This window comes from Pseudomonas sp. PF05 (assembly GCF_056521845.1).
In genome coordinates this window covers 85,387-100,503 of the sequence record NZ_JBWLPW010000011.1, presented here as the reverse complement: position 1 = coordinate 100,503, position 15,117 = coordinate 85,387, and the positions used below count along the sequence as shown (strand labels likewise).

Genomic DNA, 15,117 nt, shown 5'->3' with positions numbered 1-15,117 from the left:
GCAGCACCGAGTCGTTTGGTGCCTGACTAAGGGGCGTGGGTCGACGCCAACCTTCGAGAATTTTGTAGTTGCACTTGCAACTACGTGCGAGAACTTAGCCTGCCGCACGCTACAATTGCAACTAAATCGATTTCTTGAGAAAGGTGCTGCATGTCTTCCAGCGAGCCGGATACCTGGTTCAGATTCGTCAGGGCCCACCGTTGCCTGATCCGCGAAATTGAGCGTCGGCTGGCGGCCGCCGGGCTGCCGGCCTACGCGTGGTACGACGCGTTATGGGGCCTGGAGAGCGGTCCCGACGGCGCACGGCGCATGAGCGAACTGGCCGATGTCATGGCCATCGAACGCTACAACCTCACCCGCCTGGTGGACCGCCTGGAGGCGGAAGGCCTGGTCACCCGCAGCCGTGCCAGCGATGACGGTCGAGGTGCGTACGCCGCCATCACCGAGCGCGGGAAGGTATTGCGCAAAAAGATGTGGAACATTTACGAAGGGGCGGTGGACGAGTTGTTCTTGTCACAATTCGATGACGCACAGCAGCGTGTCTTCAGTGACGCGCTGGAGCGAGCGGCGATTGCAGCGCGCAACAGCGGGCGAGCGCGCTGACGCCGGCCTGCTCATGGTAACTGATACCGCGCCATGGCCTGTTCGACACGCGCCTGGGTGATGGCGCCTTCCTGAACCAAGGCTTGCAGGGCCAGCACCACGATCCAGTGCTTATCCACCTTGCCCATGGCGGGGCCGGTCGAGTCAGCTCCGAGCGCCACGAACCGTGATTTGACATGTGCTCCGATCTGCTCGGCGACATGCTGGGCATACCCGGTCACGGCCACCACCGGCCAGTCTTCGGTGTCGAGGCAATCGAGCAAATGCGCCGACCGTAGCGGCATCCCCGGATGCAAGCGATTCCAGCGTTGCGCTTTGTCTGCGTCGCGGGCCAGGCGGGTGTAGCTGGGGCAACTCCACAATTCGCTGTCGACGCCCCAGTCGTCGCGCAACATGTGCGCCGCAGCTACCACCGACTGCAAGGCCAACCCCGCACCCAGCAAGCGCACCCGAGGAAGCGCTGAGTCGGCATCGATCCCGGCGAGCCTGTACATGCCCTTGAGGGCCTGGCTGGCGCAGAGGTGCTCGGTGGGCGCGATGAAGTCATCGGGTTGGTCGTGAAGCGCCATGTAGTAAAAGCCGTCATTGCCTTCCACATACAAACTTTGCAAGGCCGCCAGGGCAATGGCGTGCGCCTCGGCACCATTGGCGGGGTCGAACGGCAGGCATTGCGGGTTGGCGACCAACCAGAGCGGTACCCAGGGATGGGCGCCCTTGGGCCAGCGCGAAGGCGAGGTTTCTATGTCGTTGCACAAAATGCCCCGGTTGGCCGATTCATTGGACAGTGCGCAAAGCTCGGCCGAGGTCGCGGAACGGGTCAGGTACAGCAGTGGTTTTTCACTGGCGCGGGCTGTGGCGCTGAAGCGCAGGGGCCAGGCGCTGATACGCGATTGCTGTATGTCGTCCGACCGCGGGTGGGGGCGTATGACCCAGATATTTTGGGCGGCACCCGAATCGTTTTCCAATCGGTTGGCAATATCGATCATGGTGCAGAGCGGAGATGCGCAAGCCGTGTACGTTCGGATTTTTTCGATGCAGACCTGAGCCGCTCGCCCTGTGTCAGGTGTTTTTTTGAAAGTGGAAAAACCGATCATGAACCAAGGCGCTCCGTGCATTGGGTAATGCCGGGACCATACTGCACTCTTCAATGTAATTGCAAATGCAATGGTTTTGCCTCGGTATCAGTGTTCGCAGCAAGCGCGCGAGCAGGCACCGAGCCTGTTGAACTCAGGGCTCCAGCGCCGGCCCCTTCAACTCGATCTGGTTGTCGTCCGGATCGAAGCAGTAGATCGACCAACCCTTGCCCTCCGCGCCATAACGCATCTGCGCTTTCTCAACCTCCAAGCCAGATGAAGCCAGATGCGCGAGGAGGGCTTGTTCGTCAAACGGCTCGATACGCAGGCAGAGGTGATCGACGTTGTGCCCTTGCTTACCGGCCGCCGGCCCACCCTGGCGGCCGAGAGGCCCATCGACAGCAACCAGGTCAATCATCGAAACACCGGTGCCCAGATGAACCATGCCTAGATCGTCCCGGCGCTTCTTGAGCTCGCAACCGAGCACCGACGTATAAAAAGCGAGGCTGCGCTCGATGTCTTTGACGCGCAGGACGATGTGGTCAATACGTTGAATCGTGAAGTTCTTCATACGGGCCTCATGTGCTCAGTGATGGGCGCTAACGGGTTACTTCACCTTAGCTATTCATGCAGGAATGTCATCTCAACGCAAAAACCTGTGGGAGCGAGCTTGCTAGCGACAACGCTGGTACATCCACCACGAACGCGCGCTGTTTGGAACAGCCATGCCGCACGCTGTCAATGCTTCTGGTGCCGAGCGAAAAACATGATTCAACCGAGGCTGAAGGCCTCCTGGAAAATCTCGATCAAACGGTTGCCGTTTGCGCCGAGCCAATGGGCTTTTCCATCAAGCGCAAGCGCAGTTCTGGCTTATCTTGTCTGGGCCCGATATCAGTCCAACCATGGTGACTATAAAACCGCGCCGCCCTCTGGTTCGTTTCGCTCACCGACAGTCTCATCCGCTCGCAGCCCAGCCCTGCAAGAAAGTCGGTCGCGTAAGCCAGCAGCAACTTCCCAGCGCCGCGTGATCGCCAGTCAGGGATGAGATAGAAAAAGTGGATATAACCCACTGCAGGTTCTGTCTTGAGCAGCGACATCTCTATTTGCCCCACAATCCGTGTTTCATCCCAGGCATGGACAACGCTGCCAGGAATCTCGGCTGCTTTTTCTTGCAGCGACTGAAGGTATCGCTGCCTACCATCGGGGCCGTGAAGCTGTTGTGCGCAACCAAACGCACACAGCAGCATGTCCTCAAAGAAGTGCACGCAAACGTCGCTGTCCTGGGTGAGGTTAACCGGACGAAAGCTCAGCAGAGCGTCTGACGCATTTCCTATAACCATTTGGGCATGACTCAGCATCACTATTTAAGTGGGAGTATGCGCCGCTCGAATCTCAACGGGAGGTTCCGTCTGTTCGCAATTCGATGGGGTATGGCCCTGTCGACTCGAGAGCTTCCCTTGCTCGAGCGGAAAAATCTTCGTAGCTTCGCGTAAAGAAGTGCCATTCGCGCTGGTGTTCAAACGTGGTGGTGCATATCCATCTCGCCAGTCCTTTGTCCTGCACGGAGGGCAGCAACAGTCTCTCCATCTCCTTCATCCGGGCTGCGTCTGCAGGCGCGGGCATGACTGTCTTGGGGGAAAATTTCCAGTTGACTGCAACCACGATGGGAGGCGCCAACTCTTTAGCCGGTGATATCGAACGGGTACAGATCTGCTCGTCAATTTTGATGTTTGCGAGGGTTTTTTCGTTGGAGGGACCATCGTCGAGAAGGGCTCGGAGTGCCTCTTGTTTGCGAGCTTCTCGCTGAGCCACGCAATTATCGAATGACACGCTGTTGACCGGTCCCGCATCCAAACATAAGTCCCGTTGAACCGGTTCGGGCAAGTCAGGTTTGGAGTTGGAGCAGCCAACAATAAGTAGGCTCGCCAGCCCCAACAATCGGAGCCGGTTGTGCGCCTCCATAGGGCCGCGCCCTAAGGGGCGCCTGGTTTTTTCCATGACCATCGGTGTTATTCCTTCAACTCGTGACCTCGTCCTGAAGACCGGTCTTGCCATATCCGCGCAGGCTAGTCTGCCAGAGGGCTCCAGGGACGGCGATAGGGGGGGGCGGGCATTTGTTGCTTCAGCATCTAGCCCCAGGAGTCACTATCATTGAGCAAGCGCTCACCCACGGATACACGAACCCATGAAAAAACAAGAACAAGACAACCTCATCCAAATCCTGAAAGCCCGCTTCGAACAAAACCCGAACCGTCACCCGGACATCTCCTGGACCGACGTCCAGACCCGGCTCGAAAACCACCCCAATGCCCTGAAATCCCTCCAGGCCATGGAAACCACCGGAGGCGAGCCAGACGTGATCGGCTTCGACTCGAAGACCGGCGCTGTCACCTTCTGCGATTGCGCCAAGGAGAGCCCCTCCGGGCGCCGGAGCCTCTGTTACGACCGCGCCGCCCTGGACGCACGCAAGGAGAACAAGCCCAAGGGCAGTGCCGTTGAAATGGCCGAAGAAATGGGCATCGCCCTGCTGACGGAAGACCAGTACCGAGCTCTGCAAACCCTCGGTGAGTTTGATGCCAAGACCTCGAGTTGGCTGGCAACCCCGCCAGCGCTTCGTTCGCTCGATGGGGCGATTTTTGGCGACTATCGCTATGGCCGGGTGTTCATCTATCACAACGGCGTACAGTCGTATTACGCGGCACGCGGGTTTCGCGGCGTGCTAAGCATCTAAGCAAACCTGTGGCGACGGAGCTTGCTCCCGCTGGGTTGCGTGTAGGAGCTGTCGAGTGCAACGAGGCTGCGATCTTTCTCATGTGGCGAGGGGGATTTATCCCCGCTGGGCTGCGCAGCAGCCCCAAAAGCAACGACCTCGATCTTACTGGCGCACCGAGTTGTCTGGTTGGGGGGCCGCTGCGCAGCCCAGCGGGGATAAATCCCCTAGCCACAAGACCTGTTCCCTGCGCGACAGCGCAGCGTCGGCGACGCGGCGGGGACTTCCTCGCCACAAAAGCTCCTGCTTAATCGCCTCACTCAAAAACCAGAACCTCACTCCCCTTGGCCTCAACCATCTGCGCAAACCCCGGCAACCGCGCCACAAAATCCGCCTCGAACGCCATATACCGATCCTGCGTCGGCACGTAACGAACATCCGGTTTAATACGCGGGATGTCCTTGGTCGACAGCTTCACCACTTCATCACTGCCCTGATTCCAAAACCACGCCAGCGTCTGCGACCCGAACGTATTGGCGCGATAATTCCACACCCACCAATTCCCATGCCCCCGGGACACATGAAGCTGCCCATGAAACGTGCGCAACGTAATGACATGCTTGGGCTGGGTGACGAGCAATCGCGTGTCCTGGCGCAGTTCACTGCCGAAACCGTCCAATGTCGCCTTGGTCCTGGCGCCGGTCATGAAGTTGAAGCGCCAGGCCAACAGCACCGTCTCCTGATAACCCGAACGCCGCGATCTCATCGCCTTGCCGAATCTCGTATTGATAACGGTCACCCGCACTGTAATCGCCGCGTACGATCCGACGTTTCCACAGGCTACGCCGGGCATCGGCATCGATGAGCTGCAAGTCCGCGCCGTCCGCGCCATCGGTGCGGTGTTCGAGCATGTCCTGCTCGGTGGGCGGCCACTGGTTGTAGTCGATCAGGAAGCACAACCACTGGTCTTCGTCCTGCTCGGTAATGGCGGCCCAACCGTTGCGGTAGTTGTCGTCATGCACATAGGTGGCGCCGGGATAGTCATGGACTTCCTGCAGCCAATTCAACTTGCTGCGTTTGGCTTTGGTTTTTTGCGCTCGACTGCGACAGGCTTCGACGGCTCGATCAACGTCGGCGTGTAGCCTGGCTCTGCGTTTTGTTCCCGCCAGTGTTGTGCAAACGCCTCGCGCTGATCGACCGGGACAATCACCGGCCGATAATCATCGCCACCGGCATCCAGGTTCCACAAGTCGTAACCCTGAGCCGCCAACACCGGCGCCAGCGCCTCGAAGCAGACCTCGGGCATCTCGTTGGACAGCTCATCCAACAACGCCTCGAATTCCGGGCCGGAAAACACACCGATGTCGGGATAGTAATGCTGCAACAGCCCGAGCAAGTCGCTGCCCGGTGTTTTCCAATCGATATGAACCAACGGATCAAATGGCGATTGCATCGCGGCTGTCTTCCTTGTGGTTTCTCTGCGCGCCATCTTAGCCGCACGCCGCTGAACTTAAGCAAACCAATTACCCCGTGGAGAGGTCTGTGCAGTGCATTGATTGTTCCCACACTCTGCGTCACCTCGCAGAAGCGGAACGCGGAGCGTCCCTGGCGGCGTTCCCACGCGGGAGCGTGGGAACGATCAACTCAAAGCTCCGGAAACTCAGAAAAATAGCAAACCGGCGAACTCCCCTCCGCCCGTTTCTCCACCTCATCCTCCAACCACTGCGCCAACACCACCGCATTATTCTCAACCGTAGACTTAGCCGAATACACCAACGTCAGCGTCCCATCCCGCGCAATATCCACCAGCTTCCACCAATGCTCTGGCCGCGCCGCCAGCTTACGCCGATACGCCACGCTGAACTCGGTAAACGACACAGCCCCCGCCTTGAACGCCTTGCGCAACTCATGAGAAGGCGCAACCTCCGGCAACCACTCGGCAATCGCCAACGCATCCTTGCGGCAATTGCGCGGCCACAAGCGGTCCACCAGAACCCGTACGCCATCCGTGGCGCTGGCTGGTTCATAGGCGCGTTTGCACTGGATCATCGAAGCCTGCCTGTCGAAGTAGGATCGCCTTAGCATAGCGGCCATGGACAATTCGGCATCTTCAAGTCTTCGCCGGACCTGCCGCTATCGGTATAACGATTTTTACCGATCCATCGATTGGCTTTGCAATGCCGTTGCTCTGCGGCAATTAATTGGCCAGCGCACGATAAGAGAACGTAGCGAATGGACGACGGACGATTCGAAAAGCGGACGGCGATGGCGGGAGGTGCGGCGGTGTCGTCCGAGCCGCATATTCTGCTGATCGACGACGTCCCGGAGGATATCCGCGCAACGCTCATCCTGCTCAAGGCCCAACCGTGGCGCATTTCCCTGGCCAGCGATGCCCACCAGGGCTATCAGCGGGCACTGGCCTTGCGTCCGGACCTGATCGTGCTGGACGTGCACATGCCGCACATGAACGGTTTCAGCCTGTGCCGGCTGTTGCGCGAGGCGCCGTCGACCCGTCAGACGCCGATCCTGTTTTTGTCTTCGGCCAACAGCTCCATCGAGCGTCTGGAAGGGCTGACTGTCGGCGCGGTCGATTACATCCCCAAGTCCTGCGCGCCCGAAGAGGTGCTGGCGCGCATCAAGATCCACCTGCAATTGACCTGGCGCGCGCCGCCCACCCATCAACACAACCCGGTCGATCCGGAGCCGCAAGGCGATGAAATCGTCCTGCGCGCCGCGATGCGCTTGATCGAAGAGCACCTCGATGACATGCCTTCCCTGGTCCAGCTGGCGCAAAAGGTCGGCACTCACGAAAAGCGCCTCTCGCGGATCTTTCGCGAGCACCTGGGGCTGACCGTGTTCGCCTACATTCGCGACGCACGACTGCGACGTGGCCAGGACTTGCTCGGCGAAAGCGCCATGAGCGTGCAGGACGTCGCCGAACTGGTGGGCTTTCGCAACGCCTGCAACTTCACCACGGCCTTCCGCCAGCGAATCGGCATGACGCCCAGTCAGTTTCGCCAGCAAGCCTTGGGCATCGCTGATACAGAGTCGGCCGGACGCGCCTGATGCGGCTTCTACAGTTGTTGTTACTGACGATAGCGTTGTTATCCACAGGCTTGCTGCGCGCCGCGCCTGTGGATATCTGCCGGGCTGATCATCTGGACCTGATGCCCGCGATAACGATTTTTGAAGACACCCAGGCCAGCCTGAGCCTGGAAGACGTCGCGCAACTGCCCGAAACGCGTTTCGCCGCGGCAACCCCAAGCTGGCCGACCCAAGCCTACAGCCGCTCCGCCTTCTGGTTGAAAGTGCAGCTCAGCAACTCAAGCGCTGTGGCGTGTTCGCGCCTGCTGGTGGTCGGCGCGCCGCGCCTGGAAGACATCCGCGTCTATCAACCGGGGCATGACGCCCATGCCGGTGGCGCCTATCCCGTGGCCGAATGGCCCCAGCCGGCGACACGTCAGCCGGCCTTCCCGGTCTCGCTGGCGGCAGGGGAGAGCGCCACGCTGTTCATCCGCGTGGCGAGCAACTTCCAGATGTTGCTGGAGCCGGAACTGTGGTCCGAACCGGCGCTGCTGCGCAGTCAGCAACAGACCTACCTGAGCGACGGACTCACCCTTGGCATTGTCCTGCTGGTCGTCCCGTTCGGCTTCATCGTCGGCTGGATCCTGCGCTCCCAACTGCTGAGCGTGAACGCGGGCGCGGTATTGAGCTACATCCTGCTGACCTGCATCCTCAACGGCTACCTGATCTACTGGCCCAGCGCACTGGGCTGGACACGCGAGTTGCTGACCTGCGCCAGCGCGTTCTCGTTCGTACTGTTCCTGGCCTACATGCGCGTGCTGTTGCAGGTCGCCCGCCTGCCCAGAATCATCGGCTGGAGCTATTGGCTGCCGCTGTTGGGCTGCATCTTCGGCCGACTCTGGTGGCTAAAAGTCGATCCCGTCCAGGGCGCGCAGATCGTCCAAATATCCCTGATGAGTTTTTACGGCGTGCTGCTCGCCACCCTGTTCATGGCCTGGCGCAGACGCCTGAGCTACAGCTGGATGGCCTGGCTGGTGCCGGGGCTCTTGCTTGGGCAATTGCTGATGCGGCTGTTTTTCCCCCAGGAACAACTGCCCTGGCAGTCGCCGCAAAGCAAATACAGCTTATCGTCCACCTTGCCCGGCGTGGCGTTGCTGGTGTGTACGTTGATCATGGAAGTCGCCCGCAGCCGCAACCGGGAAAAGCACGCCCTGTCCACCCTCGACCAACAACGCCAAGCCGAACAGGAACGCCTGGAAAGCACCGTGGCGCTGCGCACGTCGCAACTGCGCGAATCCCTCGCGGCGCGCAGCGCGTTGATGGCGCGGATCAGCCACGACCTGCGCTCGCCGCTGGTGCGCATCATCGACTACGCGCGCCTGCTGCACGCCGGGCCCAACCGCGACTATCAGGCGACAATCGAACGCAACGCCCGCCAGCAACTGGAGCTGATCGACGAGATGCTCGAATTTTCCCGTGGCGAGCTGGAGCAGATGCAATTGACCCTCGCGCCGGGCTATCTGTATGGCTTCCTCAAAGAGATTGCAGACGAGGCAGGCTTTTTAGCTGCGCGCCAAGGCAACACTTTCGAGGCCGTTTTGGCGGATGACTTGCCGCCACTGGTGGAGGCCGATTTCAAACGCCTCCGGCAGATCCTCATGAACCTGCTGGCGAACGCGGCAAAATTCACCCGCAACGGCCAGATCCGTTTCGAAGTGAGCGGTGGTGCTGCACCAACGCCGGAAACCGTGGAACTGCGCTTCAGCGTGATCGACACCGGCATCGGCATCGACCCGCAAGAGTTCGAACACCTGCTGCAACCGTTCCGCCGCGGCCGCAATGCCCAGCGCTACGAAGGCAGCGGGCTAGGCCTGTCCATCGTCACGCAACTGCTGGAGCGCATGGACAGCCGCCTCGAACCCCAAGCCACGGGGCAGGGCAGCCACTTCAGTTTTCGCCTGCAACTGAACTGCGCCCAAGAACACGACTTGGAAAACGGTATCGTCGACAACAACGCCACGCCGTTCGACGGCCAGGGCAAGCATGTTCTGCTAGTGGACGACATCGAACAGAACAGCGAATGGCTCTACGACTTGCTGGCCGGCTACGGTTTTGACGTAAGCATGGCGGCGACCGGCGAAGACGGCTTGGCCTGCCTGGCTGAACAATCGGTCGACCTGCTGATCAGCGACCAGATGATGCCCGGCATGGACGGCTGGGAACTGCTGCGTCACGTGCGCGACGGTGCGCGCGATATACCCGTGGTGCTTTATTCCGCAGTGCCGCCACGCAGGCCGGAGAACTATCCACAGGACCTGGCCTTCGACGCGGTATTGCTCAAGCCCGCCGACAGCCGCGAATTGCTGGCGTGCGTCCAGGCACTGGCCTGCCCGGACACGGTGCGTCGCGAAATGGCTCGGGAGTCCTAGCGTGCCGGGTTTGGGTTACAGGCTGCTCTTGCTCGCCAGCCTTTCGACGTTGCCCTGGGCGTCGGTCCAGGCCGAACAGGCGACGCCCGGAGCCCTCACGCTCGACGAAACCACCGTCACCGCTCGCCGCCGCGAGGAAGACCCGCAAAACGTGCCGATCCCGATCAACGTCCTCTACGGCGAGCAACTGAACGAAGCCGGCCTGCATCGGCTGCAAGACATTCAACAACGCGTGCCCGGCCTGATAGTGTCCGGCCACGACGCCCGTTACGCCGGCTTCGGCCTGCGCGGCTTCGGCGCGACTGCCTACAACGATGGCCTGGAAGGCAGCGTCGGCACCTACGTCGATGGCGTTTACCAGGCGCGCCAGGGCATGGCCTTCACCGAGTTGATGGACATCGAGCGCATTGAAGTGCTGCGCGGGCCGCAAGGCACCTTGTTTGGCAAAAACACCACTGCCGGCGCGCTGAACATCATCACCAAACAACCGACGTTCCAGCCCGAAGCCAACCTCGAAGCCAGCTACGGCGAGCGCGGCTTGCGTGAGTTTCGCGGGACGATTTCCGGGCCGCTGCAGGACGACGTGCTCGCCGGGCGACTCAACGTCTACGACAGCGCCACCGATGGCGCCGTGGAAAACCTGCAAGACGGCAGCCGCCTCGGCGACGCCGACAGCCAAGGCCTGCGCGGCCAATTGCTGTGGACGCCGAACGCTGACTTCAGCGCTCGCCTGATCGCCGACTACGCCGAGCAAAACGAAGCCGGCAACGTCCTGCTGGTCAATCACTACAGCACCCAGACCCGCAAGCGCGCCACATTCCTCGGCTATCCGCTGACCGAACCCGACCCCTACAAACGCGAGTCCCGCATCGACGCGCCGGGCCATCCGCAAACCCTGCAGAACGGCGTCTCACTGGAATTGAACTGGGACCTCGACGAGGCGATGCGCTTGACCAGCATCACTGCCTACCGCGACTGGGACTACCGCGCCACCCGCGATGGCGACAGCACCGCGCTGTCGGTGGCCCAGTCCGAAACCGAACTGGGCCACCGGCAGTTCAGCCAGGAATGGCGCCTGTCCGGCACGGCCGGTTCGTCTGTCGACTATGTCGCCGGTCTCTACTACCTGCGCCAGCAGCTCGACCGTCAGATCGACGTCGAGTTCGGCAAGGACGCCGCGCCCTGGTTCGTCGGCGATCAACTGGAACCACTGAAGAAACTGGGCATCAACATCACCGACCCGAGCCAGGTGCCGGCCATGCTGCTGGACGGCGCCCGGCAACGGTATGACGGCGAGCAGAAGGGCGACAGCCGAGCGATTTTCGGCCAGCTCTCCTGGCGCCCGATTGACCCGCTGGAACTCACCGGCGGCCTGCGCTACAGCCAGGAGCGCAAGGACGGCTGGATCTCCCGCAACGTCAGCAACCTCGCCCCGCTGACCGGTTTGCCCCCGGTGTTCCGGGCCGGTGGGCAATTGCTGCGCGACATCGCCCTTGGCGGTACTTATTACCGCGAAGATTCGATTGAAGAAGACAACGTCTCCAGCCTCCTCAGCGCCAGCTACCGTTTCAGCGAGGCGGTGATGGGCTACGTCAGCTGGTCGCGGGGCTACAAGGCCGGTGGCATCAACTTCGACGTGGTCGGCCCGTTCACCGCGCCGACCTTCGAGCCGGAGCGGGCCACATCCCTGGAGCTGGGCGTGAAGACGCGCTTCTGGGACGAGCGCGCCTTGCTCGACCTCGCCGTCTACCAAACCGACGTCGACAACTACCAAGCGCTCACCTACAGCCCGCCAACGTCGGTGTTCGCACCACCGCTGCGGGACAACCTGATCAACGTCGGCAAAGTCCGCCTGCGCGGCATCGAACTCGACTCAGCCTGGCAACTCACCCCACGACTCACCGGCCGCCTGGGCTTGGCCTGGAGCGATGCGCGCTACCGCAGCTTCCCCAACGCCCCGTGCCCGCCGGCCTCGGGCCAATGGACCTGCGACCTCAGCGGCGAGCGCCTCTACAACGCGCCGGAATGGACCCTCAGCAGCGGCCTCGACCACACCCATCCGCTGCCCTACGGCTTGGAAGCCTACAGCGGCATCGACTACAGCTTTCGCACCGGCTACTCCGGCACCCTCGAAGGCGGCGAAGGCAGCTATCAACCCAGCTACGGCCTCACCAACCTGCGCCTGGGCCTGCGCAGCCAGGACCGCGCCTGGGAAGTCGAAGGTTGGGTGCGCAACCTCTTCGACCGCAATTACATCACCGCCGTCTATTCACTGCTCGGCGCCGGCGACTACGGCGTCATGACCGGCAGCGAACGCACCCTCGGCACCACCGTCAGGCTTCGCTATTGACCGAAATAAACCGCGTCGGACAAAACGCCAGACGATTACCACCGGCCTTCTTCGACAGGTACATGGCCTGATCCGCCTTACTGATCAGCCCATCGATCTCATGCCCATGCTCAGGGTAAAACGCCACCCCGATACTCGCCGCGATCTCCACCGTCTGCGCGCCAATCAAAATCGGCGCATTCGCCGCCGCCAGCATCCGCTTGAGCAACGGCTCGCAGTCCTCCACCGCCTGCAACCCCACCAACCCCGCAACAAACTCATCACCCCCCAACCGCGCCAAGGTATCCCCCTCACGCAACGTCGCATTAATGCGCGCCGCGACGATCTGCAACACCCGGTCCCCCCAGTCATGCCCATAACTGTCGTTCAGCGCCTTGAACCCATCCAGGTCAATAAACGCAATCGCCACCTTCTGCTGATAAATACGCGCCTTGCCCAACGCCTGACGCATCCGCTCAGCCAACAACAACCGATTGGGCAACTGCGTGAGCGCGTCATACCGGGCATCGCGCTCCAGCAACTGCAGACGCTGCTTCATCTGCGTCATGTCGCTGAACAGCGCCACGTAGTGCTGAACATTGCCGTGCTGGTCATGCACGGCGCTAATGCTGATCCGCGACGTCATCTCCCGGCCATCCTTGTGGTTGCTTTGGATTTCACCGGACCAATGGCCGTGGAAATCCAGCGCGTTTTTCATCGGCGCGTAAAAAGCGGTGAGGCGGCGGACCATGCGATGGGAGTTCAGCTCGCGCCCCTTGATCTCTTCTTGCCCATAACCGGTGAGCCGCGTGAAGGCCTCGTTCACGGCGATGACCCGACCGAATGGGTCGACCAGGATGATGCCTTCGCGGGCGTGGCTGAACACAGTGGCGGCTAGCTCTGGGCACAGGGTGTTGAGGCGACGGTCCGGTGCAGCTTCGTCACGGGTGGCCGGCCATATGTTGGAATCGAAGCCTTGCTGGGCCAGGTAGGCGGCCAGGGATGACAGCGCCTTGTGCAGGCGGGTCAGGGCGTTCGTAGCGAGCCTGGAATTGAGGCAATAGCTCCGGATGAAGGTGCGTAGGTTCATGGGCGGGTACACGGTGCTCGGTTGCAGCGGTAGGGGGTGAGTGGAGAAGGCATTATCGAGGCGGGGGTGGGTGGGGGCGTTTGCTGGAGCGGATGGGGGCTTTGCGGGAAGGGATGGATTGGAAAGATTTTCGGGACGTTACTGCGCACCATAGCGACTTACAGTGCGCAGGTTTTATCAAGGCCTTGCGTCAAGCGGGAGTCAGCGAAGTCGTAGGGTTTTCACCACGGCTTCGCCTTGTGAGCCACCAGGCCAACAGAGATCGACAGATGCCGAGGCTCCACCCGCTACGTGGAATATTGCAAAGTTCTTATCTTCCGAGTGACTGAAAAGGTGCTCGAAATAGATGGAATCATGACCGTTGATCTTTCCAGAATTTGCGATCCCGGTTCCGGCGAACTGCCCGGCGGGCATTCGGGAAATAGCGCTGGAGGTCACCTGATAAATACTGGCTTTACGATATTTATCATGACTCAGTCGAAACGCTGCGGCACAGTGAACGTCGCCACTGATGAACACGAGTGTCTTGCCGCCTTTGTCCAGCGCTGGAAAGATGGAATCGAGCAGGATGTTTCGCTCTGCATGGTTACTGCTATGGTCCCACTCATCCATGCAATCATCTTTGGCGGAGTCAAGCCAGGATCCAGCGGTCAATAGCACCGATTTCCAATGAACGAAGGGCACCGGGCTAACCACAAATAACAAGGGTGAGGATGAGTTCACGCTACTTTTCAACCATCCTTGGAATCGTTCGATTTGTTTTGTGCCGAGAAGAAAGTTCTTCTTTTCCGGGGTTTCGACGTCGTGATGTCCACGCATGTCAAGCATATAAAATGGAATGCCTCCTTTTTCAAAACCGTAATCCCAGATACAGGTCTCTGGTTTTTTCAAGGAGCCTTTGGAAACGCCAGTCTCTGGATTGTGGCTGTGCGCATATTCAAAGTATGCCGTCCGCGCAGCCGTCCACATTGAATTAACCAATTTTCTATCTATTACTTTGTCATCGCGTTCGAAATACCTGGAAATTATTGCGATTCGCTCTTCGTCGGTACGAGAACCCCAGCCATCCATGATTTCATGATCATCCCACATCATGTATTGCGGGTATTTGGAGAACGCTTCCTGGAGGTGTGGAAATTTCCAATACACTCGATAGTACCAGCGATACAGATTGAGCAGGTACGCGTCGAGCTTTTTAAGGTCAAGCTTGCCTTTTGTGGAACACTCTGCGATCAAGTCGTCCTTGTTGTCTTTCAACCACTCCCAGATGTCAGGAAAGTGCTTGCTTTCCTGGCAATCAACATACACCTGATCGCCACCCCCTATAGCGAATCTGGCGTTTGAAACATCCATTTTTTCCAGAAAGAGAGGCCAGGCGCCATAACTTCCATTTGCGTTGAACGGATCATGGCAACTATAGAATCCAAAGCTGAAATCAAGCATCTCGTCTGTCATGGTCCGGAAGGCGATTGACTTATGACAACCGATTTCGGTCCTGCGGAATGTGTCCGTACCGTCTGTCTCGTCGGTCATTAAATAGTAGAAATAAGTCGTGTCTTGATCCAGGCCCTGAAGGTCGAAGGTATGGGTCAGATCATCTTCCCAGCTGAATGCATATGAGTCATGAGCACAGTTATACGGTTTCAAAAACTCGGCCAGCGGTTTGCCATCCAGCTTTACCAAATCTCCTTCGATTGCTTTCTTTGACCAAACCAGGCTCCAGTTTCCTGGTGTATAGACGCGAATCCAAATGCGTGCAGACTGGGTGGTGACGTGTCCGATAATACTTGCACTTTGTAGTTTGGAAACGTCGTACTCATTATTTCTAGGGTCGACCAAGGCCATGGGGAATTCCTTTG

The 15,117-nt window shown here is 59.8% G+C and carries 15 protein-coding genes; 5 read left to right on the top strand and 10 right to left on the bottom strand.

Annotated features, from left to right (window positions below):
• The first annotated feature begins 150 nt into the window (after positions 1 to 150).
• Positions 151 to 603 (top strand): MarR family winged helix-turn-helix transcriptional regulator, encoded by a 453-nt coding sequence (locus AC09SL_RS19095; protein ID WP_058543370.1) that lies wholly within the window; start codon positions 151 to 153, stop codon positions 601 to 603.
• An 11-nt stretch (positions 604 to 614) separates the two neighbouring features.
• Here AC09SL_RS19095 and AC09SL_RS19090 read toward each other — a convergent pair whose 3' ends face one another.
• The 4 genes from AC09SL_RS19090 to AC09SL_RS19075 all read right to left on the bottom strand — a co-directional run bounded on the left by AC09SL_RS19090 (position 615) and on the right by AC09SL_RS19075 (position 3,680).
• Positions 615 to 1,697: a transketolase-like TK C-terminal-containing protein gene (locus tag AC09SL_RS19090; RefSeq protein WP_058543371.1), complete on the bottom strand. Its 1,083-nt coding sequence runs from the start codon at positions 1,695 to 1,697 to the stop codon at positions 615 to 617.
• Between the two features lie 133 nt (positions 1,698 to 1,830).
• Complete coding sequence (locus AC09SL_RS19085) at positions 1,831 to 2,247, bottom strand: VOC family protein (RefSeq protein ID WP_058543372.1); 417 nt, start codon at positions 2,245 to 2,247, stop codon at positions 1,831 to 1,833.
• A 235-nt stretch (positions 2,248 to 2,482) separates the two neighbouring features.
• Complete coding sequence (locus tag AC09SL_RS19080; protein WP_058543378.1) at positions 2,483 to 3,016, bottom strand: GNAT family N-acetyltransferase; 534 nt, start codon at positions 3,014 to 3,016, stop codon at positions 2,483 to 2,485.
• 52 nt (positions 3,017 to 3,068) lie between these two features.
• Positions 3,069 to 3,680 (bottom strand): DUF695 domain-containing protein, encoded by a 612-nt coding sequence (locus AC09SL_RS19075; protein WP_058543373.1) that lies wholly within the window; start codon positions 3,678 to 3,680, stop codon positions 3,069 to 3,071.
• Between the two features lie 181 nt (positions 3,681 to 3,861).
• On the opposite strand from AC09SL_RS19075, the gene AC09SL_RS19070 reads away from it, so the two are divergent.
• Positions 3,862 to 4,407, top strand: coding sequence for a DUF4256 domain-containing protein (locus AC09SL_RS19070; protein ID WP_058543374.1), 546 nt, complete (start codon positions 3,862 to 3,864; stop codon positions 4,405 to 4,407).
• A 295-nt stretch (positions 4,408 to 4,702) separates the two neighbouring features.
• Here the strand turns inward: AC09SL_RS19070 and AC09SL_RS19065 are convergent, their stop codons facing one another.
• The 4 genes from AC09SL_RS19065 to AC09SL_RS19050 all read right to left on the bottom strand — a co-directional run bounded on the left by AC09SL_RS19065 (position 4,703) and on the right by AC09SL_RS19050 (position 6,435).
• Positions 4,703 to 5,113: a hypothetical protein gene (locus AC09SL_RS19065; protein WP_231139265.1), complete on the bottom strand. Its 411-nt coding sequence runs from the start codon at positions 5,111 to 5,113 to the stop codon at positions 4,703 to 4,705.
• Complete coding sequence (locus AC09SL_RS19060; RefSeq protein WP_058543376.1) at positions 5,046 to 5,453, bottom strand: hypothetical protein; 408 nt, start codon at positions 5,451 to 5,453, stop codon at positions 5,046 to 5,048. The genes AC09SL_RS19065 and AC09SL_RS19060 overlap by 68 nt, the downstream gene beginning before the upstream one ends.
• Complete coding sequence (locus AC09SL_RS19055; protein ID WP_231139266.1) at positions 5,450 to 5,839, bottom strand: DUF6630 family protein; 390 nt, start codon at positions 5,837 to 5,839, stop codon at positions 5,450 to 5,452. The genes AC09SL_RS19060 and AC09SL_RS19055 overlap by 4 nt, the downstream gene beginning before the upstream one ends.
• Positions 5,840 to 6,030: 191 nt before the next feature.
• On the bottom strand, positions 6,031 to 6,435 hold the full coding sequence (locus AC09SL_RS19050; RefSeq protein WP_058546907.1) for a DUF488 domain-containing protein: 405 nt from the start codon (positions 6,433 to 6,435) through the stop codon (positions 6,031 to 6,033).
• A gap of 216 nt (positions 6,436 to 6,651) precedes the next feature.
• Between AC09SL_RS19050 and AC09SL_RS19045 the strand changes: the two genes are divergently transcribed.
• Genes AC09SL_RS19045 through AC09SL_RS19035 form a run of 3 tightly spaced genes read left to right on the top strand, consistent with a single transcriptional unit; the run spans position 6,652 to position 12,189 of the window.
• Positions 6,652 to 7,452: a response regulator transcription factor gene (locus AC09SL_RS19045; RefSeq protein ID WP_058546908.1), complete on the top strand. Its 801-nt coding sequence runs from the start codon at positions 6,652 to 6,654 to the stop codon at positions 7,450 to 7,452.
• Positions 7,452 to 9,839: a hybrid sensor histidine kinase/response regulator gene (locus tag AC09SL_RS19040; protein ID WP_058546882.1), complete on the top strand. Its 2,388-nt coding sequence runs from the start codon at positions 7,452 to 7,454 to the stop codon at positions 9,837 to 9,839. The genes AC09SL_RS19045 and AC09SL_RS19040 overlap by 1 nt, the downstream gene beginning before the upstream one ends.
• Before the next feature lies 1 nt (position 9,840).
• Complete coding sequence (locus tag AC09SL_RS19035; protein ID WP_058546883.1) at positions 9,841 to 12,189, top strand: TonB-dependent receptor; 2,349 nt, start codon at positions 9,841 to 9,843, stop codon at positions 12,187 to 12,189.
• Here AC09SL_RS19035 and AC09SL_RS19030 read toward each other — a convergent pair.
• Together AC09SL_RS19030 and AC09SL_RS19025 are read right to left on the bottom strand one after the other, a co-directional pair.
• A complete protein-coding gene (locus AC09SL_RS19030; RefSeq protein WP_058546884.1) occupies positions 12,173 to 13,258 on the bottom strand; it encodes a sensor domain-containing diguanylate cyclase in 1,086 nt (361 codons plus the stop codon). The genes AC09SL_RS19035 and AC09SL_RS19030 overlap by 17 nt on opposite strands.
• A gap of 201 nt (positions 13,259 to 13,459) precedes the next feature.
• The gene (locus tag AC09SL_RS19025; RefSeq protein WP_058546885.1) at positions 13,460 to 15,103 is read right to left on the bottom strand and encodes an alkaline phosphatase D family protein; all 1,644 of its coding nucleotides are present in this window, start codon (positions 15,101 to 15,103) and stop codon (positions 13,460 to 13,462) included.
• Positions 15,104 to 15,117: the final 14 nt, after the last annotated feature.